General features: G+C 47.0%; 29 protein-coding genes. 18 read left to right on the top strand and 11 right to left on the bottom strand.

The window, feature by feature from the left end:
- Nucleotides 1-27: 27 nt before the first annotated feature.
- The 9 genes from ilvD to N773_RS0115530 form a co-directional block, all read right to left on the bottom strand.
- A complete protein-coding gene (ilvD, locus tag N773_RS0115570) occupies nucleotides 28-1,692 on the bottom strand; it encodes a dihydroxy-acid dehydratase (protein ID WP_024858660.1) in 1,665 nt (554 codons plus the stop codon).
- Nucleotides 1,693-1,743: 51 nt separating this feature from the next.
- On the bottom strand, nucleotides 1,744-2,415 hold the full coding sequence (locus N773_RS0115565; protein WP_024858659.1) for a hypothetical protein: 672 nt from the start codon (nucleotides 2,413-2,415) through the stop codon (nucleotides 1,744-1,746).
- A gap of 26 nt (nucleotides 2,416-2,441) precedes the next feature.
- Nucleotides 2,442-2,918, bottom strand: coding sequence for a hypothetical protein (locus tag N773_RS0115560; protein WP_024858658.1), 477 nt, complete (start codon nucleotides 2,916-2,918; stop codon nucleotides 2,442-2,444).
- A 32-nt stretch (nucleotides 2,919-2,950) separates the two neighbouring features.
- Nucleotides 2,951-3,193 carry a hypothetical protein gene (locus N773_RS0115555; RefSeq protein WP_024858657.1) on the bottom strand — a complete coding sequence of 81 codons (243 nt, stop codon included), beginning with the start codon at nucleotides 3,191-3,193 and terminating at the stop codon, nucleotides 2,951-2,953.
- A 9-nt stretch (nucleotides 3,194-3,202) separates the two neighbouring features.
- Nucleotides 3,203-4,156: an ROK family protein gene (locus N773_RS0115550; RefSeq protein WP_024858656.1), complete on the bottom strand. Its 954-nt coding sequence runs from the start codon at nucleotides 4,154-4,156 to the stop codon at nucleotides 3,203-3,205.
- A 170-nt stretch (nucleotides 4,157-4,326) separates the two neighbouring features.
- Nucleotides 4,327-4,887, bottom strand: coding sequence for a hypothetical protein (locus N773_RS0115545; protein ID WP_024858655.1), 561 nt, complete (start codon nucleotides 4,885-4,887; stop codon nucleotides 4,327-4,329).
- 57 nt (nucleotides 4,888-4,944) lie between these two features.
- On the bottom strand, nucleotides 4,945-5,244 hold the full coding sequence (locus N773_RS0115540; RefSeq protein WP_024858654.1) for a hypothetical protein: 300 nt from the start codon (nucleotides 5,242-5,244) through the stop codon (nucleotides 4,945-4,947).
- 12 nt (nucleotides 5,245-5,256) lie between these two features.
- A complete protein-coding gene (locus N773_RS21370) occupies nucleotides 5,257-5,733 on the bottom strand; it encodes a hypothetical protein (protein WP_024858653.1) in 477 nt (158 codons plus the stop codon).
- Between the two features lies 1 nt (nucleotide 5,734).
- Nucleotides 5,735-6,715, bottom strand: coding sequence for a type I phosphomannose isomerase catalytic subunit (locus tag N773_RS0115530; protein ID WP_024858652.1), 981 nt, complete (start codon nucleotides 6,713-6,715; stop codon nucleotides 5,735-5,737).
- Nucleotides 6,716-7,789: 1,074 nt separating this feature from the next.
- Between N773_RS0115530 and N773_RS0115525 the strand changes: the two genes are divergently transcribed.
- The 18 genes from N773_RS0115525 (at nucleotide 7,790) to N773_RS0115440 (ending at nucleotide 20,846) form a co-directional block, all read left to right on the top strand.
- The gene (locus tag N773_RS0115525) at nucleotides 7,790-8,026 is read left to right on the top strand and encodes a hypothetical protein (RefSeq protein WP_024858651.1); all 237 of its coding nucleotides are present in this window, start codon (nucleotides 7,790-7,792) and stop codon (nucleotides 8,024-8,026) included.
- Between the two features lie 48 nt (nucleotides 8,027-8,074).
- Nucleotides 8,075-8,329: a hypothetical protein gene (locus tag N773_RS0115520; protein WP_024858650.1), complete on the top strand. Its 255-nt coding sequence runs from the start codon at nucleotides 8,075-8,077 to the stop codon at nucleotides 8,327-8,329.
- Nucleotides 8,330-8,514: 185 nt separating this feature from the next.
- Entirely contained in the window at nucleotides 8,515-8,694 is a 180-nt protein-coding gene (locus N773_RS0115515) for a hypothetical protein (RefSeq protein WP_155250907.1), read from the top strand.
- Nucleotides 8,695-8,824: 130 nt separating this feature from the next.
- The gene (locus tag N773_RS0115510) at nucleotides 8,825-9,031 is read left to right on the top strand and encodes a hypothetical protein (RefSeq protein ID WP_024858648.1); all 207 of its coding nucleotides are present in this window, start codon (nucleotides 8,825-8,827) and stop codon (nucleotides 9,029-9,031) included.
- A 101-nt stretch (nucleotides 9,032-9,132) separates the two neighbouring features.
- On the top strand, nucleotides 9,133-9,900 hold the full coding sequence (locus N773_RS0115505) for a flavin reductase (protein WP_024858647.1): 768 nt from the start codon (nucleotides 9,133-9,135) through the stop codon (nucleotides 9,898-9,900).
- An 84-nt stretch (nucleotides 9,901-9,984) separates the two neighbouring features.
- Complete coding sequence (locus N773_RS0115500; protein ID WP_024858646.1) at nucleotides 9,985-10,254, top strand: PF20097 family protein; 270 nt, start codon at nucleotides 9,985-9,987, stop codon at nucleotides 10,252-10,254.
- Entirely contained in the window at nucleotides 10,247-10,666 is a 420-nt protein-coding gene (locus N773_RS0115495) for a hypothetical protein (protein WP_024858645.1), read from the top strand. The genes N773_RS0115500 and N773_RS0115495 overlap by 8 nt, the downstream gene beginning before the upstream one ends.
- 4 nt (nucleotides 10,667-10,670) lie before the next feature.
- Nucleotides 10,671-11,015 (top strand): DUF4177 domain-containing protein, encoded by a 345-nt coding sequence (locus tag N773_RS0115490; protein WP_024858644.1) that lies wholly within the window; start codon nucleotides 10,671-10,673, stop codon nucleotides 11,013-11,015.
- A 1-nt stretch (nucleotide 11,016) separates the two neighbouring features.
- Nucleotides 11,017-11,820: an MBL fold metallo-hydrolase gene (locus tag N773_RS0115485; protein WP_024858643.1), complete on the top strand. Its 804-nt coding sequence runs from the start codon at nucleotides 11,017-11,019 to the stop codon at nucleotides 11,818-11,820.
- Nucleotides 11,821-11,863: 43 nt separating this feature from the next.
- Nucleotides 11,864-13,387, top strand: a complete 1,524-nt coding sequence (xylB, locus tag N773_RS0115480) for a xylulokinase (protein ID WP_024858642.1) — start codon at nucleotides 11,864-11,866, stop codon at nucleotides 13,385-13,387.
- Between the two features lie 382 nt (nucleotides 13,388-13,769).
- The gene (locus N773_RS0115475) at nucleotides 13,770-14,144 is read left to right on the top strand and encodes a GntR family transcriptional regulator (RefSeq protein WP_024858641.1); all 375 of its coding nucleotides are present in this window, start codon (nucleotides 13,770-13,772) and stop codon (nucleotides 14,142-14,144) included.
- The gene (locus tag N773_RS0115470; protein WP_024858640.1) at nucleotides 14,144-15,001 is read left to right on the top strand and encodes an ATP-binding cassette domain-containing protein; all 858 of its coding nucleotides are present in this window, start codon (nucleotides 14,144-14,146) and stop codon (nucleotides 14,999-15,001) included. The genes N773_RS0115475 and N773_RS0115470 overlap by 1 nt, the downstream gene beginning before the upstream one ends.
- Nucleotides 14,994-15,854: a hypothetical protein gene (locus N773_RS0115465; RefSeq protein ID WP_024858639.1), complete on the top strand. Its 861-nt coding sequence runs from the start codon at nucleotides 14,994-14,996 to the stop codon at nucleotides 15,852-15,854. Before N773_RS0115470 ends, N773_RS0115465 begins: the two co-directional genes overlap by 8 nt.
- A 1-nt stretch (nucleotide 15,855) precedes the next feature.
- Nucleotides 15,856-16,440 carry a hypothetical protein gene (locus tag N773_RS0115460; RefSeq protein ID WP_024858638.1) on the top strand — a complete coding sequence of 195 codons (585 nt, stop codon included), beginning with the start codon at nucleotides 15,856-15,858 and terminating at the stop codon, nucleotides 16,438-16,440.
- A 238-nt stretch (nucleotides 16,441-16,678) separates the two neighbouring features.
- Nucleotides 16,679-17,398, top strand: coding sequence for a tyrosine-protein phosphatase (locus N773_RS0115455; RefSeq protein ID WP_024858637.1), 720 nt, complete (start codon nucleotides 16,679-16,681; stop codon nucleotides 17,396-17,398).
- A 39-nt stretch (nucleotides 17,399-17,437) separates the two neighbouring features.
- A complete protein-coding gene (locus N773_RS0115450) occupies nucleotides 17,438-17,851 on the top strand; it encodes a DUF6557 family protein (RefSeq protein ID WP_024858636.1) in 414 nt (137 codons plus the stop codon).
- A gap of 60 nt (nucleotides 17,852-17,911) precedes the next feature.
- Nucleotides 17,912-20,233 carry a clostripain-related cysteine peptidase gene (locus N773_RS0115445; RefSeq protein WP_024858635.1) on the top strand — a complete coding sequence of 774 codons (2,322 nt, stop codon included), beginning with the start codon at nucleotides 17,912-17,914 and terminating at the stop codon, nucleotides 20,231-20,233.
- Between the two features lie 208 nt (nucleotides 20,234-20,441).
- Entirely contained in the window at nucleotides 20,442-20,846 is a 405-nt protein-coding gene (locus N773_RS0115440; protein ID WP_024858634.1) for a bis(5'-nucleosyl)-tetraphosphatase, read from the top strand.
- Nucleotides 20,847-20,999: 153 nt separating this feature from the next.
- Here N773_RS0115440 and N773_RS0115435 read toward each other — a convergent pair whose 3' ends face one another.
- Both N773_RS0115435 and N773_RS0115430 read right to left on the bottom strand, forming a co-directional pair.
- Nucleotides 21,000-21,806 (bottom strand): AraC family transcriptional regulator, encoded by an 807-nt coding sequence (locus N773_RS0115435; protein ID WP_024858633.1) that lies wholly within the window; start codon nucleotides 21,804-21,806, stop codon nucleotides 21,000-21,002.
- 149 nt (nucleotides 21,807-21,955) lie between these two features.
- Nucleotides 21,956-22,642 (bottom strand): DNA alkylation repair protein, encoded by a 687-nt coding sequence (locus N773_RS0115430; RefSeq protein ID WP_024858632.1) that lies wholly within the window; start codon nucleotides 22,640-22,642, stop codon nucleotides 21,956-21,958.
- Nucleotide 22,643 lies beyond the last annotated feature (1 nt).

The raw sequence follows: 22,643 nt of genomic DNA, 5'->3' as shown, positions 1-22,643 counted from the left end.
ATTTCCTCCGTTCGGTGTGTTATGGTATTACTTTATTTCCAGCACTGCGCCTCTGTTGGCTGATGTTACCAGCGAAGCATAACGTGCAAGATAACCTGTCTTGATCTTGGGCTCTCTGGGAGTCCAGTTCTTTCTTCTTTCGGCAAGAACTTCATCGCTTACTTTAAGTTCGATCTTGTGAGCGTTGATATCTATCGCGATGATATCGCCTTCCTCGACCAGTGCGATGTTTCCGCCCAGAGCAGCTTCGGGAGAAACGTGTCCGATAGCTGCACCTCTTGTAGCGCCGCTGAAACGTCCGTCGGTGATAAGTGCAACTGTTGAGCCCAGACCCATGCCCTGTATAGCGGAGGTGGGGTTGAGCATCTCTCTCATGCCAGGGCCGCCCTTTGGGCCTTCGTATCTGATGACAACAACGTCACCGGGAACGATCTTACCGCCGCGGATAGCTTCGATAGCTTCGTCCTCGCTGTCGAATACTCTTGCGGGACCTTCGTGCTTGAGCATTTCGGGAGCAACAGCGGATCTCTTTACAACGCAGGTATCGGGTGCCAGATTACCTCTCAGCACAGCGATGCCGCCGTTGGGCATATAAGGATCATCGATAGGTCTGATGATGTTGGTATCCTTGTTTGCAACGCCTGTGATGTTCTCCTTGACGGTCTTGCCTGTGCAGGTGAGGCAGTCGGTGTTTATGAGGTCCTTCTTAGCCAGCTCGCCCAGTACAGCGTAAACGCCGCCTGCTTCGTTGAGGTCTTCCATATAAGCGTGACCTGCGGGTGCAAGGTGGCAGATGTTAGGTGTCCTTTCGGATATCTCGTTTACCAGCTCGAGGTCGAGGTCGATGCCGCACTCATGAGCGATAGCGGGCAGGTGGAGCATGGAGTTTGTGGAACAGCCCAGTGCCATATCAGCGGCGATAGCGTTCTTGAAAGCGTCCTCAGTCATGATATCGCGGGGACGGATATTCTTCTTCAGCAGTTCCATTACCTGCATACCAGCCTGCTTAGCCAGCTTCAGTCTTGCAGAATAAGCTGCGGGGATAGTGCCGTTTCCTCTCAGACCCATACCCAGAACTTCTGTCAGGCAGTTCATGGAGTTTGCGGTGTACATACCCGAACATGAACCGCAGGAAGGACAAGCCTTGTCCTCGAATTCCTGAACGTCTTCAAGGGTCATCTTGCCTGCATTGTAGGAGCCTACTGCTTCAAACATACTTGAAAGGGAAGTCTTGCTGCCCTTTACACGGCCTGCCAGCATGGGGCCGCCCGAAACGAATATAGTAGGAACGTTCACTCTTGCAGCTGCCATCAGCAGACCGGGAACGTTCTTGTCACAGTTGGGTATCATAACAAGAGCGTCAAAGTGGTGTGCCAGTGCCATACATTCGGTGGAATCAGCGATGAGGTCTCTTGTTACCAGAGAATACTTCATGCCCTGATGTCCCATAGCGATACCATCGCATACTGCGATAGCGGGGAACATTACAGGAGTGCCGCCTGCCATAGCGACGCCCATCTTTACTGCTTCAACGATCTTGTCGATGTTCATATGACCGGGAACTATCTCGTTGTAGGAAGAAACGATACCTACCAGAGGTCTCTCCATTTCCTCTTTTGTGAATCCCAGCGCATTGAACAGCGATCTCTGAGGTGCCTTCTCTACGCCCTCGCAAAAATAATTGTTTGACATTCTGATTACCTTCTTTATTATATTTTTTTCACCCTCGGGTGACTATTTTGACTATTTTATACGTTCATAGGGTCTGCCGCCCAGTATGAACACCGATATGCCCGCAAACAGGAAAGGTATTGAATACAGCCACCAGAATTTCCGTGTGCCCATCGGTCTTAGTTTGATACAGCAATCGGATACAGAATCGGGTTTCATATCCAATATGTATTTTGAGTTGTAATAGAGATCGGTATAATTGTCTTTCCAATTCTCCACTTTGTCTTTGATAAGCTTTTTATCAGCTTTGCTGGAGGTGATTATGCCTTCCACATCGTAGCTGATATTCTCTACCTCTCTGTTTTCCGAAAATATCTGATTGTACAGATCGGTATCATAATACTGATCTATTACCACGCATACAAATTTTCCCGGATCGTTTTCCAGTTCCATCAGAAAATATGACTTGTATGCACCCTCGTTTATCTCCTCCGAATCTGTAACATACAGTTCGTATGGTTCGGATTTATAATTGTTTTCATCGACAGGATAGCTGCCTTTTACCACAGTGGAGATCTTTCCCTTGACATACGTGCCGCTTTTGATATCATCAAATTTCAGCTTCGAGAGGTCACGGATATTTAGAGATTTGAAAAATATCACCAGACCGACTATAAGCACGATGATACCGGCAGCTGATAATGCCAGACCAATATAGTGCAGTTTATTGAGTTTAAGCTTCATATGCTATCAGTCCGATCGGATAAATTTTATTCATTTTTATTATCCTCATCCTCCTCGGGGACTTCCGACACGGACTCGACATCTACTATCTCGCCCTCGGGTCTGCCCTTTTCTTCGGCTTTGCGGCGTGCCACGGCATCTTCACCCGTGAAAACGCTCTTGACGCTGTCCATAGTCCTTGCGGCATCGCTTTTCAGCTTGCCGCTGCCGACATACTCCTTAGCGCCCTTGACAGCTGCGCTCGCCTTGTCCTGTATCTTACCGCTGGTCACGAATTCCTTGGTCTTAGTGACAGCTTTTCCTGCTTCTTCGCCAAGCTTACCGCTGCCTATGAATTCCTTGGTGCTTTTGACAGCTCTGCTGGCATCGTCGTGCATCCTGCCGCTCTGTACATATTCGCGCACGGGGGCAACTGTCTTATCGAAGCCCTCGCGGAGTTTGCCGCTCTCGACAAATTCCTTTGCGTTTCCCGCAGCTGCGGCGAGTTTATCCTTAATACTCATTTAAAAGCCTCCCGGTATAATGTATATTTTTGTTATTTCTCCAAAGCATACACCATAACAGGCACGGGGTCGCTGTCATTGAAAACATAGACCCTAGCGCACTTCGGAGATCTCCACACGCTGTATTTCGGCAGAGGTATCTCATATGGCGGGATAGTATCTATACCCGAGAACATTTCGTCCCATTCTCTGTCAGTGTATACTGTCAGTTCGATATCATTGGGTGACTGCGAGTTCGAGAGGTGCTCACCGCACCTGCAGGTCATTCTTGCCATAGTGGAGTATTATTTGTTCAGACCCAGGAACGCAGCACCGATTATGCCTGCATCGTTGCCCAGCTTGGCAATAACTATCTCTGTGTTCTTCTCGGAATTTCTGGTGTATACTTCCTTAGCTACCAGTTCCTTGAGGGGCAGCAGCAGAGGGTCGCCCTCGTTGCACACACCGCCGCCTATGCAGAGGATATCGGGCTGGAAGATATTTATTGTGTTTGCGATACCGCAGGCGAGATATCTGATGTAATCATCAACTACCTGCTTAGCGGCAGCGTCACCTCTTCTCATGGCATTGAAAGCTGTTCTCGCGGAAACCTTGCCGTGGTCATCAGCTTCTTCTTTAAGTATGCTCTCGGGGTGCTTTGCGATGGCTTCGTTAGTCATGCGGATAAGACCCGTAGCAGAGGAATATACCTCAAAACAGCCTCTTCTTCCGCAGGTACACTGGGGACCGTCAACATTGATAACGGTATGTCCTATCTCAGCACCCGCAAAGTTGAAGCCCGAGTATATCTTCTTGTTTATGATTATACCGCCGCCCACGCCTGTGCCGAGGGTGATGCAGACAGCATCGTTTGCGCCCTTTGCAGCACCTGCAACGAATTCGCCGTATGCTGCGGCATTAGCGTCGTTCTCAACATAGCAAGGCTTGTCGATATGTGTCTTCATAAGCTCAACAACAGGGAAATTCAGGAAACCGAGGTTGTTTGAATACTCGATAACGCCTGTCTCCGAGTTTGCAGTGCCGGGGGTACCGATGCCCACAGCTTCGATATCGTCAAGGGTAAGTCCTGCTTCCTTGACAGCTTCAAGGGCTACCTTAGCCATATCAGCGCATATCTCCTCGCCGGGTCTGGGAAGGTTGGTCTTGCAGCTTGTCTTTGCAACTATCTCAAAATCTTCGCTTACAACACCTGCTTTGATGTTGGTTCCTCCCAGGTCGATACCGATGTAATATTTCATATTATCCAACTCCTATTCGTTTTTTACGGAAGTATAGTAAATGACATTGGAAACTGCACTCTGAGAACGGGTAAAAGTATGATATATGCTTTTGCGAAGTTCGCAAAGCATCAATTTCAATGGCGTTCAATATAAGTCCGCTTTATGAAACGGCACATAAAGCGCCGCTGTTATCTTTTTATGATGCCCCTTATCACCATCACGATGCTGAATGCCGCCATTATCACCGTCGAAGCAAGTGCGGTCAGTATCAGCGCCCATGAGGGGTCGGGTGTTATCCTTATTATCTCACTGTAGTTTATCTCACTGAATCTGCCGCCGTTTTCGCCCCCGACAGTTATACTGCCGCTGTCCAGAAAAGCACCGTCCTCCATATAGAACCTTACGGGGGTATATATCTTTGATATCGCGGGCAGTTCCAGCTTATCGGTCTTTGCGGCGTACATTGACGGCGGTGACATTATCTCGGGCTTGCTGAATATGTAGCAGCCGTCCGCTTCTTCGCTGTAATACACTTCATTGAAGAAATATCCGTATATATCCTGACCATCTTCGGCTTTTCTGACATTTTCGTTATCGATAAAGAACCCTGTGCCGCAGCCCGCTGCAAGCAGTAAAAGTACGCAGTTGACTATCAGTGCTGTCTTCCTCGCCCTGCCTTTGTTAAGCATCGCGGACAGCGTGAAAAGTACGAGGATAGCCGCAGCTGCCAGTATTGAAAATAACGACATAGTATAACCTCCTTATCTATATCATACGTTTTTATGATACGGCATAAGAAATCGCCGTTATTTACTTTTTGCTACAGACATCTTTATTATCAAAGCTACGGTGAATAACAAGATCAGCGCAATTGAACCCAAAAAGGTTAGCAGTGCTATATTCATTACGGGACTGCCGAACAGGTCATTTTTGAATACCATATCGTCGATCATCATACACACGATGCTCAGAAACGCAATGAAAAGCAGTATCCCGTCTGTTGTGACAACAAAGTCTTTTGCCTTTTTCGCATCTTTTTTTATCACAAGTGCCAATCCGACAAAAGCTGCTATGATAAAGATAAATAAGATTATCGGTAATGTCATATTTGCCCTTCTTCAGTTTAGCTGAATGCTGTCGATAAACGGCGGTTCGTCAGCTGCCACATTGATGATATGATCAAGACATCTTATCTGGTAATGCCTTATGCCGTTTATTATCTGAAAAGCAAAGGTGCTTTTCTTAACGTAGTCCAGCCAGTCGGAATCTGTCGCTGTACATACGCAGTTATGATCGTCACGTGTGCCTCTGTCGCCGTTGTCATAACTCTCGTTTATAACGGCGTAGCTTATGTAAGTCTCGAAAACCAGCCGCCAGCGTCTATGCTCATTCGGGTCAATGGAACTGCTGTTTTTTACCAGTTCAGCCACATCTTCACCGAACTCCTCAGCTGTACTTGCTATATCCTGCTCGTTCAGGGCAGAGGCCGTTGTACCCATGATATCTATCACAAGTCCGTTTTCGGTCTCTTCCAGCTTATCCAGATAGATATATTTCTCGGTGTTTACATCTTCAAGAAATTCTTTAAATGTCATATCATCGATCTATCCTCGTAAGTATCAAACTGCACCTGCCCTCGACATAGAATTTGCCCGTTCCTGCGGATATGAACAGGCTGTCGCCCTTTTTTGCAGCCACAGCTTCGTCTGCGGTAGGCTCGGGTTCGCCGTCGGTAACGAAAGGCTCGCCCTCCAGTACCAGCAGGCTCACAAAGGAACTGTCGTCCGCGCAGAACTCTGCCCTTTCCTCAATATCCACCTTGTATGTGGTGAAATACTCGCATTTTGATAAAAGCTTTATCTCAGCACCGTTCTCACGCACCGCGGGGGTATCGGGGTAGCTTTCCGCCGGGGCGAGTTTAGTGACATCCATTGCTTTTTCAATATGGAGTTCACGGGGCTTGCCGTCCTTGCCGACTCTGCCGTAATCGTATATACGGTAGGTGGTGTTGGAATTCTGCTGTATCTCCGCGATGAGTATGCCTTTACCGATAGCATGGAGAGTTCCCGACTTGATGAAGAATACATCGCCCTTATTCACCGGGACATTGCTCGTCACTTCAAGCAGAGTGTTGTCCGCTATCCTCTGTGCGAATTCTTCCTTGCTTATCTCGTGCTTAAAACCGTAGAGAAGCTCGGCGCCTTCGTCACAATCAACTACATACCACATCTCGGTCTTGCCGTATTCCCCCTCCACACGCTGTGCGTAGTCGTTATCAGGGTGTACCTGCACCGAAAGGTTATCTTTAGCGTCTATAAGTTTTATCAGTATGGGAAAGTTCTCAAACTTTCCGCAGTTGGTGCCCAGCACCTGTCTGCCGACCTTGTCGATGTACTCCTGCAAAGTCAGCCCGTCGAATTCTCCGCCCGAAATAACGCTGGCACCGTCCTTGTGGCAGGAAAGTTCCCAGCTTTCGGCGACCTTATCGTAATCGCAGTTTTTGCCGTACTCATCTCTCAGTCTTGTACCGCCCCAGATATAATCCTTGAAGGCTGGCTCAAGCTTAAATATACCCATATCATATACCTCATTTTACTCTGAATGCGAATAATCGCACTCTTTATAATAATAGCATAGTTTTGATATTTAGTCAATATTTTTTCTAAATATTTCAATGAAATCGAATTTCGATCTCAAACATGGCGGTATCGGCAATAAATAATTGACCTGCACAGTATTCTTCCTTTTCCCTTATACAGTATGCACGCCGCCTCATATGCCGTGGTCATAGTCGGCGACTGCCTGCTATCGTGCGCACAAGGGGGGGAAAGATTTTTGTGCTCGGGTGAAAAGCGCTTTTCACTATCAGTGATTTTGGTCGAAAAGTTGTACGTTTTTGTACTATTCAAATGGGGGGATCCCCCATACCCCACGCACGAACCCTCACGCGCGTGAAACCTTGACGCTCCGTGCGCTTCGCTCGTTCCTCGCTTCGCGTACTCGGTCAAGATCGCGTTCGGGTTTCGTGCTGTTTGCCAGGCAGAATAATTTATGCTTTTCACTATCAGTGATTTTGGTCGAAAAGTTGTACGTTTTTGTACAACTCTTGCAGAAATATGTCCGAGTTAAATATAAAAACAGTTGTTTGCACAAGGTTTGAGGGGCGATGTTGGGGAGTTTGACGAGGAGATGGCAAACAGCGAGAGCCTGAGCGCTATCTTGACCGAGTACGCGGAGTGAGGTACGAACGGAGCGCACGCAGCGTCAAGGTTGCTCTAGCGCGAAGGTCGAGCGTTGGGGGTATGGGGGCTGTGCCCCCATTTAAAATATGGTATTGCAGAACTTGCGGAACATGATAAACAGCTTAAAAGCCACCATATGCGCCCCTATGCCACCGCATAAACTTCGCACCGTAAAACAGTTCACTTCCGCAAGATGCCAAATTGTGCATCATAACAGATTAATCTCCGTAAATTTTGTTTATTATATTAATTGCTTACAATTGGCAAATAGAGTATAATTAAATAAAAGGAATGGTAGTTTTACAGACCTGAAATGCAGGTCTGACAGGTAAAAATGATGTGAGATCAATGCGTGCCGATGACCTTGTCTGCGGCGGTCGCGGCATAATGCGGAGCGGAGGGCTTGGCTATGAAAACTGTATACAGACGGTTGATATGCTGCTGCTGTGTGATATTTGCGGCGGTATGTATGGGATCTGTGTCGGCGGTTACAGCGTTTGCGGAAAGCGGCGGAGAAGTACACAGCGCACAGGCACAGACCGAGGAACCAAACGATAATGACTGGCAGATATTCGCCTGTATGGGCGCGGGAGCGGTCATAGTGCTGGCGATAATATGTCTGCTGGCGGATAAGAAAAAGAAATAGACCCGCAGGAGCGGTATATTTCGTATAAATGCTACGGAGGTGAACACAATGAAAAAAGCGCCGTTTCTGGCAGTACTTGTACTTCTTCTCGGGGGATGTACTGCCGACGGTGATGTGAACGACGGCTATGAGGGAAACAACTCTGCGGCGGTCGAAGAGCAGATCGGTAATCGTGAAAATGACAGGTTGTATGTTAACGGTGATGGCGACGGGTATGTTATCTATGCCTCGTGGGACAGCGGAATGAAAGAGCGTATATCTGAGGGATATTGTGTTCAGGACCTCTGTTTTGGCGTAAAGTAAGTAAACTAAGGTCACCCTTTTTCGGGAAAAGTTCAAAAAACAGGACTGCAAATATTACAAGATGGTTAAATTTTCCTTGAAAGACTTGAAAAAGTGCGTAAGATGTAGTATAATTAGCTCGAAAGATATCGGCACTGTGCCGTTGGTCGGATAAAGAGAACATTCTCGGAAAGAAGCGTATGATTATGGAGAAGACTTTTTTCATCAGCAAATCAGCCTCTTCAGAAGAATATAGCGCACCTGCATACGACAGGTTCCAGCGGATAGAGAAACTCAACCTTCTGGTTGACAGCGGCTGGGTCATCAAGAGCTTCAAGTGCGATGCACATGAAGAGTACTTCATTCTGGAGAAAGCAGATCAGTAACACGCAGGGGGAATGACCGCAGGGTCTTTCCCCCTTTTTATTTACAAAGTACCTTTTGGCTTTTGCGTTGTTAAAATAAACCGGGATTTTCGGAAGTGTAATATAGTATAATGAACGGAGGATTTTACTAATGGAGAAAAAAGTCAGAATTCTTTGGAGTGTTAGCTTATTGATTATTGGTTGTGTATCATTAATTATCGCTGTCAGCAATATGGCTTCATTAGAACTGCCTGATATTGCTAAGCGAGTATTAGGAATAATAGATTTGCTTTCTATTCCCGTTTTAGTTTATTCCTCGATAAAACTAAGAAAATGGAATAATAGTGATAAAGAGTAAGAGTGTAAATTCTGATTTGGTTTACCTTAGGAACACTTTTGAAAAATTTAGTTTAAAAATAAGGCAGGCGGGAAAGTCTGTCATAAAAAGGAGGAAATTTTATGGACATGAAATCAATGAACAAGATATCCTATGGATTGTATGTGCTGACAGCAAGGTGCGGCAACCAGTTTAACGGGTGCATCATCAATACGCTGGCACAGGTGACGACTTCGCCCAACCGCGTATCCGTAACGGTGAACAAGGGCAATTTCACCGAGTATATGATACGCACAAGCGGCAGGTTCAATGTTTCGATGATAGACGAAAGTGCGGACTTTTCTCTGTTCACCCACTTCGGTTTCCAGAGCGGAAGATGGGGCAACAAGTTCTATGACTACGCCCTGAAAAAGGCGGAGAACGGTCTGCCGATAATTGAGAAGGGTACGTGCGCGTATATCAGCTGTGAGGTAGTGCAGACAGTTGACCTGGGCACCCATACCATGTTCATCGCCGATGTTGCTGACGGTGAAGTGATATCCGACAAAGCGCCTATGACCTATGCATATTATCACGCCAACGTAAAGCCAAAGCCCGCGGCGGCATCCGGGGGCAGTACGGGGGAAAGATGGGTCTGCAACATATGCGGCTATATCTACGAGGGTCATCTCCCCGATGATTTTGTCTGTCCGCTGTGCAAACACGGCGCGGCTGATTTCACCCGCATGGACGGCGGTGCTGAGGAGAAGCCCTCCGATACGGCTTCGGCAGATGCAGATGAAAAATGGGTCTGCGAGGTCTGCGGATATGTTTACGAGGGCGCACTCCCCGAAGACTATGTCTGTCCCGTCTGCGGCGTAGGTGCCGACCAGTTCAGGCGGCTGGGATAGTCCGCAATAATCGGTCAACATCAAGCAGGACAAGGCTTGACATAAATCGCGGATATATTGTAATATAGGAAAGGAAGATGGATGATGGAATGTCCCAGATGCGGAGGTGCGATGACGGACGGCATACTCATGGGCAGCGGAAAGACCACAGGTGTCAGCTGGATGACCAAGGAGTACCGTATGAAGCACGCTTTCGTTCCATTGACACCCAAAGCGCGTGAAGAAGCGCAGATGGTGAGCTTTAAGCTGGGTGAACTGAATACCCACATGGCTGACGTTTTCTGGATATGCAGAAAATGCGGTATAGTTATGGCTGAACTGCCGAGACTGAAAGAAGGTGTCGGCGATGAGTAACTGCACGGAATGCGGCGGTGCCTGCAAAAATGCTGTTTTAGGCGGCGAGGACGGCGTACTTATCTATAAGTACTATGCCGAAAACGATACTGTTGAGCATTATGCAAGGTACGACCTTTGCTGTGACGAATGTACGGAGTGCGGAGAGTATTCCGCGGCGAAGTTATGTGACAGGGCTGAGGGCGGAAGTCTTGCGGCGCTGGCTGAGATACTGGACGGCGAGGGATATGCATACGAGGTCTGCCCCGAATGCGGCGGACGGCTTATCAGAGATATGGCCGGTATGGGCAGTGCGGGAAATCTGCTGAAAAAATTCGCAGAAAAAGAATTTCCGTACAGCTTTGCGCTGTTTGACCTGTGCGCGGACTGCGGCAGGATATCTGATGTTCACGAAAAGCTGATGGGGGTATAGAAAAATGAATGCTAAGCTTAAAGATGAGATACTGAAAGTACTTAAAAACGGAGATGTGAACGGTCTCGATGCGGAATCGCTGAGCGATGAGGACCTGCGTACTTATATAACTCTGCAAGCCCTTAAAAACGACAGCAAGGGCGGAAAGTACGAGTATGCGGTGGAAACTGTCCGCGACCGTGACAACGGCGGCGCTGATGAAGCTTCACTTGCCGATGCGCTGGCGATGTACGGCGAAAGGGGCTGGCGGCTGAAATTCTGCTTTACCGATGAGATGAGGGTAGAGCGCGACGCTGAGGCTGACGCGACGATAAACGATATCGTGCTGATATTTGAGAGAAAGATCTGATATGGAACACGAACTCTTTATAAAAGAAGTTCGCAGCGGGATATACCTGCTGGATGAAGGACATGAAGCGACAGGATATCTCGTCGTTGGCGAAGAAAAAGCCTGCGTAATTGATACCATGAACGGCTGGAACGACCTTTGCGCTGCTGTGCGCAGGCTGACGGACAAGCCGCTTGTACTGGTAAATACACACGGTCACCCCGACCATATACTGGGTAACATATATTTTGACAAGGAGATCGATCATGCGCTTATAAGTCCACGTGACAGGACGCTGGCTGAGAGTTTCTTTGACACAATACCCGAGGTAAAGGAGATGTGCCGCAAAAGCGGACACAGCATACCGCCTTTCAGGGATATACGCGAGGGTGATGTAATAGACCTCGGAGGCAGGACACTGGAAGCTTTCGAGCTTGCAGGTCACACTGACGGAGAACTGTTGCTGCTGCTTCGTGAGGACAGGATACTTTTCACGGGCGACGGCATAAATCATCATCTGTGGTTACAGCTTGACGGCTGTCTGCCGATGAATGAAGTGCTTGCAGAACTTGACCGTCTGATGTTCCTGGAGGAAATGGCAGATGTGATACTGCATGGTCATGCGAGAGATTTCGATGATATATCATTGATTGGCTGTTTAAGAAACGGCATTGCGGAACTCTGTGAGGGCAGGAATGAGAATGACGAGCCCTATAACTGGTTCGGCGGTACGGATCTTCAGCATCATTTCCGCTGTCCTGAGGATAAGCATTATCAGCAGGACGACCATGTGATATGTTACAGAAAAGAAAATCTGCCTGAATGATATCATGTCAATAAAAATCTTTTTATAAAGGAGTAGAAAAACTATGGCATACGTAATAGGAGTTGACTGCGGTACAAGCGGTACCAAGACAGTACTTTTTGACGAGAAGGGCACAGTGATAGCTTCAAAGACTATCGAGTACCCCATGTATCAGCCGAAGAACGGCTATGCAGAACAGGACCCCGCTGACTGGGCTAATGCGATGGTAAATACCATCAAGGCTGTTATGGCACAGAGCGGTGTGAAGAAAGAGGACGTTAAGGGTATCGGTATATCTGGTCAGATGCATGGTCTGGTAATGCTGGATAAGGATAACAACGTGCTGAGAAAGTCCATCATCTGGTGCGACCAGCGTACCGAAAAGGAAGTTGCTTGGATGACAGAAAAAGTCGGCACAGAAAAGCTGATACAGATAACTGCCAACCCTGCACTGACAGGCTGGACTGCGGCTAAGATACTCTGGGTAAAGAACAACGAACCCGAGGTATACGAAAAGGTCGCTCATATCCTGCTTCCCAAGGACTATCTGCGTTTCGTCCTGACACATGAGTATGCTACCGAGGTATCCGATGCATCGGGTATGCAGCTGCTGGACGTTCCCAACAGAAAGTGGTCTGATGAACTGCTGAGCGTTTTCGAGATAGACAAGAACTGGCTGGGCAAGGTATACGAGTCCTGCGAGGTAACAGGCAAGCTGACAAAGGCTATGGCTGACGATCTGGGTCTGTGCGAGGGCACTATCGTAGTGGGCGGTGCAGGCGACAATGCAGGCGCAGCTATCGGCACAGGCGTATGCGAAGACGGCAAGGCTTTCACTACCATTGGTACATCGGGCGTTGTATTTGCGCATACTTCAAATATATCCATCGACCCCAAGGGCAGAGTACACACCTGCTGTGCAGCTGTTCCCAACAGCTGGCACGTAATGGGCGTTACTCAGGGCGCAGGTCTTTCACTGAAGTGGTTCAGAGATAACTTCTGCAACGCTGAAAAGGAGACTGCCAAGTACATGGGAGTTGATGAATACTACCTGATGGACAAGCAGGCTGAGAGCGTACCTGTGGGCGCTAACAGACTTCTGTATCTGCCTTACCTGATGGGCGAGCGTACACCTCATCTTGACCCCAATGCAAGAGGCGTATTCTTCGGACTTTCCGCTATGCACACCAAGAAAGAGATGCTCCGTGCAGTAATGGAGGGTGTATCTTATTCTCTGCGTGACTGTGTAGAAGTATTCCGTGAGATGGATATAAACGTATCAGACATGATGGCTTGCGGCGGCGGCGGAAGCTCACCCCTGTGGCGTTCAATGCTGGCAGACCTCTACAACTGCCCTGTTAAGACCGCTTCCTCCAAGGAAGGCCCCGCACTGGGCGTTGCACTGCTCTCAATGGTAGGCGCAGGCATCTACTCCAGCGTGCCCGAGGCTTGCAAGGCTGTTGTACGTACCGACAAGGTACAGGAGCCCAATGCGGCAACAGTTCCCGAGTACGAGAAGTTCTATCAGCTTTACCGCGATATCTATCCCGCACTGAAGAACGAGTTTGCCAAGCTGGCTAAGCTTTAATAACACTGCCAAAGAGAAGAGCTTTTCCTTGCCGGCACTAAAGAAGTAATCTATCCACCCAAAACAATTAATACAGACGATACAGCGGATCAACAGCCACATCTTCGGGTGTGGCTGTTTTTATGTCTGAGCCATCGGTAGCGACTCATTTTATTGATCCGTAAATCAGTATGTTCATTACCGAGTTTGTTTAGCTCTGCTAAAAATATAGATTTGATCTTGTTCGATTTTACTAAAAATATAATGGCCCTATTGACAAATAACACTTTGTGTGATATGGTTAGTTACAGAAGCAGCTAACCAACTAAGCACAGCACTTCTGAATAGCTATTCGCAGAAAATAACATATGTGTAGAGATCAAAGAAAGGAGACCTGAACGGTATGAGCGTAAATTATCCGCATTTCAATGATAATGAGCCACTGTTTATACAGATAGCCCAGTGGCTTGAAAACAAGATAGTCACAGGTCAGCTGGGCGAGGGCGAGCAGATACCCAGTACCACAGAACTTTCCCACAGTTTGAAGATCAACCCAGCAACAGTACGTAAAGGTGTCAACATTCTTGTGGAAAAAGGACTGGTATATAAAAAGAGAGGTATGGGTATGTTTGTGGCTGAAAATGCAAATGAAAATGTCAGAGATGACAGACGTGTCAAATTTTATGATGACTTTGTTGCTCCACTGCTGAACGAAGCAGACAGACTGGGACTTACCTGCGAAGATATCATCGGTATGCTGAAAGGAGATGAGGACTGATGAGCAGGATAGAGATAAAGACACTTACAAAAAGATATAATAAAAAGACCGCTCTTGACGGTGTTTCGCTAAGTATCGAAAAGGGTATGATCTACGGGCTTTTAGGTCGCAACAGTTCTGGAAAATCAACACTTGTAAATCTGGTAGGCGGACGTATTTTCCCAGATTCGGGTGAGATCACACTTGACGGCGAAACAGTCACCGAGAACGATAAGCTGCTTCGTCACATATATTGCATGAGTGCCGAGGATCTTCTTCCCAATCACATGAAAGTGAAAGACACCATTAAGGCGCAGAAGTATTTTTATAAGGATACCGATGAAGACTATGCACTGAAACTCTGTGATATTTTTGGCATTGATACGAAAAAACGTCTATCTCAGCTTTCGACAGGTCAGCGTACTCTCGCTAAGGTGATACTTGCACTATCCAGCGGTGCTGATTTCATCTTCCTTGATGAACCTGTCCTTGGAGTTGATGCCAACTGCCGCGAAAAACTATATAAGCAGATCATCGAACGCTTTGAAAAGACCGAAGCTGCATTCGTTATTTCCACACATATTATCGATGAATGTGCAGGATTGTTCGAGCATTGTTTTGTACTGGAGGACGGAAGACTTATCGCAGATGATGACTGTGAAGATCTTCAGGCGAAGGCTTACCTAATCGAGGGAAAGACCACAGATGTTACTTCATATCTCAAAGATAAAGAATATCTGACCAAAACAATAATAGGTACGCTGTGCTGTGCCTGTGTCTCAGGCGAATCAAAGGATGTTCCTGAAGGACTGGAAGTTTCACGTCCTTCTTTGCAGCAGCTTCTGATAGCTATGACGGGAGGTGTACAGAATGCGTGAATTTCTCGGTTACGCCTTTCGCGGTAAAGAGGGACTAAGAAGATACCTTAAATATTTCGGGATTTGTCTTGGAGTATTGTTCCTGCTCCATATCATTCTGCTCATTATGGGTATTATCAGCGTAAATTTCAGGAATGACTGGAAAAATATCTACGAAAGCGCAGGTACTGCTGTGGCAGGTATCATTTTCGGGATAATTCTGCATGATCTTATAAAGATATCGCTGCACAACGGAACATCAAGGATCAGTCTTCTGGTTGGAAGCGGTGCAGCTGCCCTGACATTCGGCGCACTTACTTCTGTGATGATAGAAACTGTCTACCTTTTGACCGATGGTATTTTCAGACTTGCAGGAATGAGACTTGACTGCATCATAATGTGCGATGAACGTCATAACTTGGCAGGCGGTGAACAGCTGTCTATGCAGGGTATGAACGATCTCATTGCCCACGATCCGAGGTTTATATTTTTCAGCATCAGCGAGATATTCCTGCTTGTAATGCTTGCCTATACAGCAGTGATGGTATTCTTAGCGGTAAAGCATAGAACAAATCTTTTCGGAGTATTGACGGCATCTGCGTTAACAGCATACTGCTACTTTATGGTTTTTATAGACTACGGCGGTTCGGTAACACTGCGCGGAGAACTTATGTCAGGGCTCAGAGATAAAATGATATATATCGGAGAGATACTTCATCCTGATCCCATGGCACCGGGTCAGTATGGCGGCTGCATCGGAGCGGTCATGGCATTTTTTTCAACTGCCCTGATGGTATTCATGACAGGCTATCTGGTATATGCCCTTTTCATACTAAGGGTACCCGCCGCAAAGCAAAAGAGAGGTCGTGAATAATATGAAAGAGAGTCTAAGATATATTATCAAAGCCAGATTCGGTATATTATTCACAGCGGTAACTGGTGCTGTTACCATGCTTCTGACGGCAGGGATCTTCGCTCTTCCGCTGATGAATATGTACAGATATGCAGCGGGCGAACCTGAAACTACGAAGTTTGAAGCAGCAGACATTCTCCGTCTGAACTTTGAGCGCAGCAGCACCGAAAAATTCGAGACAGTATCGCTGATAGCTGCCGCAATATGCGCGGCACTTCTTGCCAAAACTGCTTCGGGATTTTTCAGTGCAAACGGAGTAAGCCGCAGGACATCGACAAAAGCACTGTACACCTACGTGCCCATAACTGCGCTGATCCTCACCGCTGAAGATCTTCTGATGCGGATATGTCTTGTAAGAAACACGATCTTCATTAATTCGAGATCACTCAAAAGTATGATCTTCGGCAGAGGTGCTTACGATATTTTTGCCGACCGACCATCATTCATTTCCGAACTTGCGGGAGCTTCGGTTTACTTTGCAGCAGCAATTCTCCTGATGCACGCTGCAATAATTATTGTATCCCGTTCCCGTGCCGATACGATATAAGAAAGTATGATAGATGTTATCATTATTGTTTGTCATACGTTCAAAATATCCCCTGTGAAATTCATCACAGGGGATATTTTCAGTACATTTAATTGTACTCACAGTTTTTGAAAATCACGGGCAAAAACAATTATGAATTAAATATCTTTTCTCTTTACAATTCGCTTAGGTTGTGTTATAATATAAAGTTGTATAGTTGTATTGTAAACGGTAAAATCAATAGTCAGGAGAAAAAACAATGCTGATAGATTTTCACTCCCATTTTCTGCCGCAGATAGACGATGGTTCTCGCAGTATCGAGGAATCTGTGAAGATACTGGATATCATGGCTAAGGGCGGTATAGATACCATTGTGGCAACACCACATTTTTACTGCACTGAACAGTCGGTGGAATCTTTTCTGGAAAACCGCACAAAAGCTTATGAGAAGCTTGCTCCCAATTTAAAGCCCGAACACCCTGATATTCATTTCGGGGCAGAGGTGCTTTACGATCATTCCCTTGTGAATTACGAAAAGCTCCCCGAACTTTGCATTAAAGGCACAAACTGGCTTCTGCTGGAAATGCCCTACACAGACCTTGATGACAAGATACTGAGCGGTGTGGCTTCAATCACTGAGAGAGGTGATGTAAAGGTATTTATTGCGCATATCGAAAGGTATCTGAACTTCACTTCGATGAAGCGTCTGGAACAGCTGATGCGTCTGGAGGTTCTGGGACAGATAAATGCCAGGTCGCTGACTACGTTTATGTCAAAAAGGCGCTGTATGAAGCTTATCGAGCACGGATATGTCCATGTGCTGGGTTCGGATTATCACCGTATCGGCAGAGGTGATGTTACGGTGGATATCGGATACGGTATCATAACAAGCAACAAGAAGTTCGATGATTTTGCGGAGTATGCCGAGGAGAACGGCAGGAAGATACTTGCTGACGAACCTCTCGACAGCATTATCTGAGGGTGATATCATGGCGGAATATTTTTAAATGGCACATAAATGACTATATATGATATTTTAAGTCAAACTCCATTTACTGAAATATCTGAAAAGATACAAATGTTTTATGGAAATATGGATATAGATAAATTCGCTGAACTATATAATAAGCTGTTATCTATTACAGCAGCACATACAGATAAGAAATTTACTGTATATATCTCTGCTTTTAGAATCAGCGATTCAGATGAAGACGAATATGTCGAACATTTTGACGAAAACGATACATCACTATATTATGATGTCAGAGGCAATTACGGTAATGACGATCAGGTATATTCTATTGCAGCCTGTGATTACTTGGATTTTTTACAATATAATATAGATGCTAATACGTTGAAAAACTATTCATACTCAACAATATTAGCACATTGTTTTTTGGAAATAACCGCATATGGGTTTGATAGAGAGTAAAAGCATGAAGCAATTTATCATCAAAAAAATATATGAAAAATTTAATGGGAGGTAATTTGAATGGATAATAACAATCGTCCCCGTGCAAGACAAAAGAACTATCAGTCGGGCGGAAGCGGCGTTCACAAACGCGGCAGCGGTCTCGGAAGTGGTCCTGTCGGTTCGGGCAGCGGCGGAGGTAGTTCCTCGGGCGGAGGTGTAAACCGTGCGGCACTGGGCGGCGGCGGTTCGCTGCTGATAGTTATTGCGATAGTAGTATTCAATCTGCTGACAGGCGGCAAGGGCGGAAGCACATCTAACGGCGGCAGCGGAAACGGTTCGTCACCTGCGGGATTTGAAGCAATTGACACTTCGGGATATACCGCATACAACGGCACTGAACTGGATACCACGGTAGCTGCGGGCTCACGTGAAAAGTACACATCTATAAAGGGCGGCGGCAAGGACGACGTTACACTGATGATTTATATGTGCGGCACCGACCTTGAATCGAAGTACGGCATGGCTTCATCAGACCTTGCGGAGATGGCGGCTTCAAAGTACGGCGACAATGTGAACATAGTTGTATACACAGGCGGCTGCAAGGGCTGGAAGACAAAGGGTGTAAGCGACAGCGTTAACCAGATATATCAGGTGAAGGACGGCGGTCTGAAGCCCTTGGTAAAGGACGACGGCAAGAAAGCTATGACCGATCCTAACAACCTTTCATCCTTTATAAAGTATTGCAGCAAGAATTTCCCTGCTAACAGAAACGAGCTTATCCTATGGGATCACGGCGGAGGATCTGTCAGCGGTTACGGCTACGATGAAAAGAACAAGTCATCGGGTTCCATGGATCTTGCGGGCATAAACAAGGCGCTTAAAGACGGCGGTGTAAAGTTCGATTTCATCGGATTTGATGCCTGCCTTATGGCTACTGCGGAAACAGCCCTTATGCTGGGTCAGCACGCGGACTATATGATAGCTTCAGAGGAGACAGAACCCGGCATCGGCTGGTACTACACAAACTGGCTGACAAAGCTGGGCGAGAACACCTCAATGCCCACTATCGAGATAGGCAAGAACATCGTTGATGATTTTGTGGCTGCCTGCGGCAAGAAGTGCCCCAGTTCACAGACCACGCTTTCCGTTATCGACCTTGCGGAATTCTCCAATACTGTACCTTCAAAGCTTTCGGCTTTTGCGACTTCCGTAAGCGGCAAGATAACCGCAAAGGACTACAAGTCGGTATCAACAGCAAGAAACAACACCCGTGAATTTGCCAAGAGTTCAAAGATAGATCAGGTTGATCTGGTAGACCTTGCGGAAAAGGTAGGAACTTCCGAGGGCAAGACGCTTTGTGACGCACTGAAAGGTGCGATAAAGTACAACCGTACCTCTGCAAGCATGACAAATGCTTACGGCGTATCCATATACTTCCCTTACAAGAGGACTTCTTTTGTGGATTCGGCTTGCAGTACCTACAGTGCTATCGGCATGGGTGACGAATACAGCAAATGCATACGTCAGTTTGCAAAGCTTGAAACAAGCGGTCAGATAGCTGCGGGCGGCACGGGTTCACCTCTGGGTTCGCTGTTCGGCAGCGGCAGCAGCGGTTCAAGCGGCAGTGCCGACATCATCGGCGGACTGCTCAGTGCTTTCCTCGGCGATTCGGGCAGGAGCATTGACGGTCTTGACAGGAACAACACAGATTTCATGAACGAGGATACCATATCCGACAGCGATACAGCAGACTATCTCTCGCTGAATTATTTCGATGTAAACAATCTGGTATGGGAAGAAAAGGACGGCAAGCACCTGATGGAGCTTCCCGAAAATCAGTGGTCGCTGGTACAGAGCCTTGACCTGAACCTTTTCTACGATGACGGAAGCGGATACATCGACCTTGGTCTTGATAATATGTACAGCTTTGAGGACGGCAAGCTCGTTGCCGATACCGACAAGACATGGCTCTCCATAAACGGTCAACCTGCGGCTTACTATCATACCGATACGGTGGAGAACGGCGATGATTACACCATCACAGGATATGTTCCCGCGCTTCTCAACGGCGACAGAGTTGATCTTATACTGAAATTCACCGACGAGAACCCGAATGGTGAGGTCATCGGTGCGACAGATGCTTATGTTGACGGCGAGACTGATACAGTCGCAAAGGGCGAGATAGAGATCAGCGACGGTGATACCATTGATCTGCTCTGCGATCATTACAGCTATGAGGGCGAGTATCAGGACAGCTATATGCTTGGCGAACAGATAACCGTAAAGGGTGCGCTGAAACTCAGCGATACCGATGTGGGTGAGGGCGCTGTAAGGCTGACCTACAAGTTCACCGATATATACGATCAGGCTTACTGGACACCTTATATCACACTGAAATAAAGGCACAGGCTATAAACAAAATTATAAGCCGACAGCACGCGGGGATACCGTTGTGCCGTCGGCTTTTTGTTTGTAATAATGCTATTTTAATATAATTTTCCCGATAGGTATAGACAAATCGCCGATAATGTGGTATAATTAATTTGATACATCTAAGGAGCTGTCCTATTTATGCACGGGCAGGCTCGCAAAGAAAGGAAGCTAGATAATGCTGCATGAAAAATCCTGTGGCGCCATTGTGTACCGCAAGTACCACGGCAACACGGAAATATTGCTGATAAAGCACATCAACAGCGGACACTGGTCTTTCCCGAAAGGCCATGTTGAGGGCGATGAGACCGAGGAGGAGACCGCTAAGCGCGAGATCTTCGAGGAGACGGGCATTGAAGTCAACCTTGACACCACGTTCCGTGAGATAGTGTCTTATTCGCCGCGCAAGGATACCCAGAAGATCGTGGTATACTTCATCGGCAAGGCAAAAAATACCGACTACCGTCCTCAGGAAGACGAGATATCCGAGATACGCTGGGTCGAGATAGACCGATGCAATCAGGTGCTCGCTTACGAGAACGACAGGAGCATCGTAAACAAGGCAAAGAAATTTATAATCTGAACAGAAAAACGAGTCCCCGCTTGCGGTCGGGGGCTCGTTTATTTTTCTGTTATTCACACCAAATTTATTCGTGCTATATCGGAGCTTGAAATACTTGGCGGTTATCTTTCCCCCGCCTGCTTTGCGAACTTCGCAAAAGCATATATAAAACTTTTACTCGTTCTCAAAGTGCAATTTCTTATGTCGTTTACTATAATTATGCGAAGTGCTCTCGCGGTAATGGGTAGGTGTAAGACCTGTCTGCCTGCGGAAGACCCCTGTGAAATAGTCTACCGACGAAAAGCCAAGAAGTTCGCTTATCTCGCAAACGCGGAGTTTGCCTGTTTTCAGCAGTTCTTTTGCGTACTCTATGCGGAATGTATTGTAGAAGCTGTTGAAGGTCATACCCGTTTCCTGCTTGAACAGTTTACCGAAGTAATCGCGGTTGAAGCTGAAATACTCGGCGGCTGAACCTGTTGTGGCTGTTTCCCCCTCGCTGTGGGCTATAAAATCGCGGAGCTTTGATATGAAGCCTGTACTGCCCTTATCCAGAACAGCAAATGCTTTTTCGGCGGCACGGCAGTACTCTTCCCCCGCTTTGCCCTTTGACGCAAGACGTAGTGCCGTCATGACAGCGCGGCGAAGTCTGCTGCGGGAGGGCGGCTCTGCTATGACATCACAGGCACCCATGGAGAAATATCTGCCTACCCCTGCGCCCTCGGTACGGGGGACTATCACGATGGCGGCAATGCCTTTTTCGGTGCATTTTTTCAGTATAACAGCCGCATCTGTCTCGGGGGGACGGTCTGTTATCACAGCTATACCTATGCCGCCGCATTCTATCGCATCCACCGCTTCACGGGTATTCGCGGCTGTCTGTTCCGCGGTCATGCCAAGTTCACGCCACAGGGACATGGACTTGTATCTTTTCAGCCTGACGGCATCACTCTCCGCCAGAAGTACTTTTATAGGAGCTGTCATATTCCCTCACCTCCGTCAAAAAAGACAAAGACGCCGTAATACAAAATTACAGCGTCCTTGCTTAACTTATCCTATTTTCATCATTTTAACATATCCTGTAAGGATTGTCAATGTCAAATTTACAGAAATTTACTGCCCTGAAATATGTTCTATTTGGGCAATTTCCGCTTGAAACCCGATAGGAAGACTTTTCTGTCCTCGGGTATCTTCAGGCTCTCTTTAGCTTTTTGTATGGCTTTGTTGTTTACCCATGGGGTGAGTTTTGCCTCGGTGATAAAGGTGAGTGCCTCATCGTACCTCTGTGCAAGGGCTTCGGCAAAGAACCATGCCTGCATCATGTTTACGTAGTATTCCTCGGACCGGACTGCGGATACCCATTCAAGGTACTCGGTTCTGAAGTGTTCGCCAAGATAGTGCATCATAAGCATTTTCATGCCAAATCGCGTGGTATAGCATTTTCCGCTGTCTATCCAGCGTTTTATGCGGGGCAGAAGTTCCTCCTGCCTGCCTTTGAAGCTTCTGGGATTCAGCTGGTCACAGGTCGCCCAGTTATCCACATGGGGCAGAAATCTCTCCACTTCCGCCAATGCTTTATCAAAGTCCTTTATCTCGGTAACTATCAGGGAATGAAGTTGATTTTCGTCAAAAAGTTCATGGGGCAGGGCTGACAGAAAGCTGTCGGCTTCACCGCTTTTAATCAGCTTTTTGGCAAGTTTCCTGATATCGGGAGTGCGCACACCGAGGAATTTTTCATCTGGCACATTGGGAAGAAGCTTACTTTGAAAATCGCGGTATTCCTTATCCGCAACCGCTTCGAGCTCGGCTTTTATATCCATA

This window comes from Ruminococcus albus AD2013 (genome assembly GCF_000526775.1).
In the GTDB taxonomy this organism is placed as follows: domain Bacteria; phylum Bacillota; class Clostridia; order Oscillospirales; family Ruminococcaceae; genus Hominimerdicola; species Hominimerdicola alba_A.
This window is presented reverse-complemented; position numbering and strand designations above follow the sequence as displayed.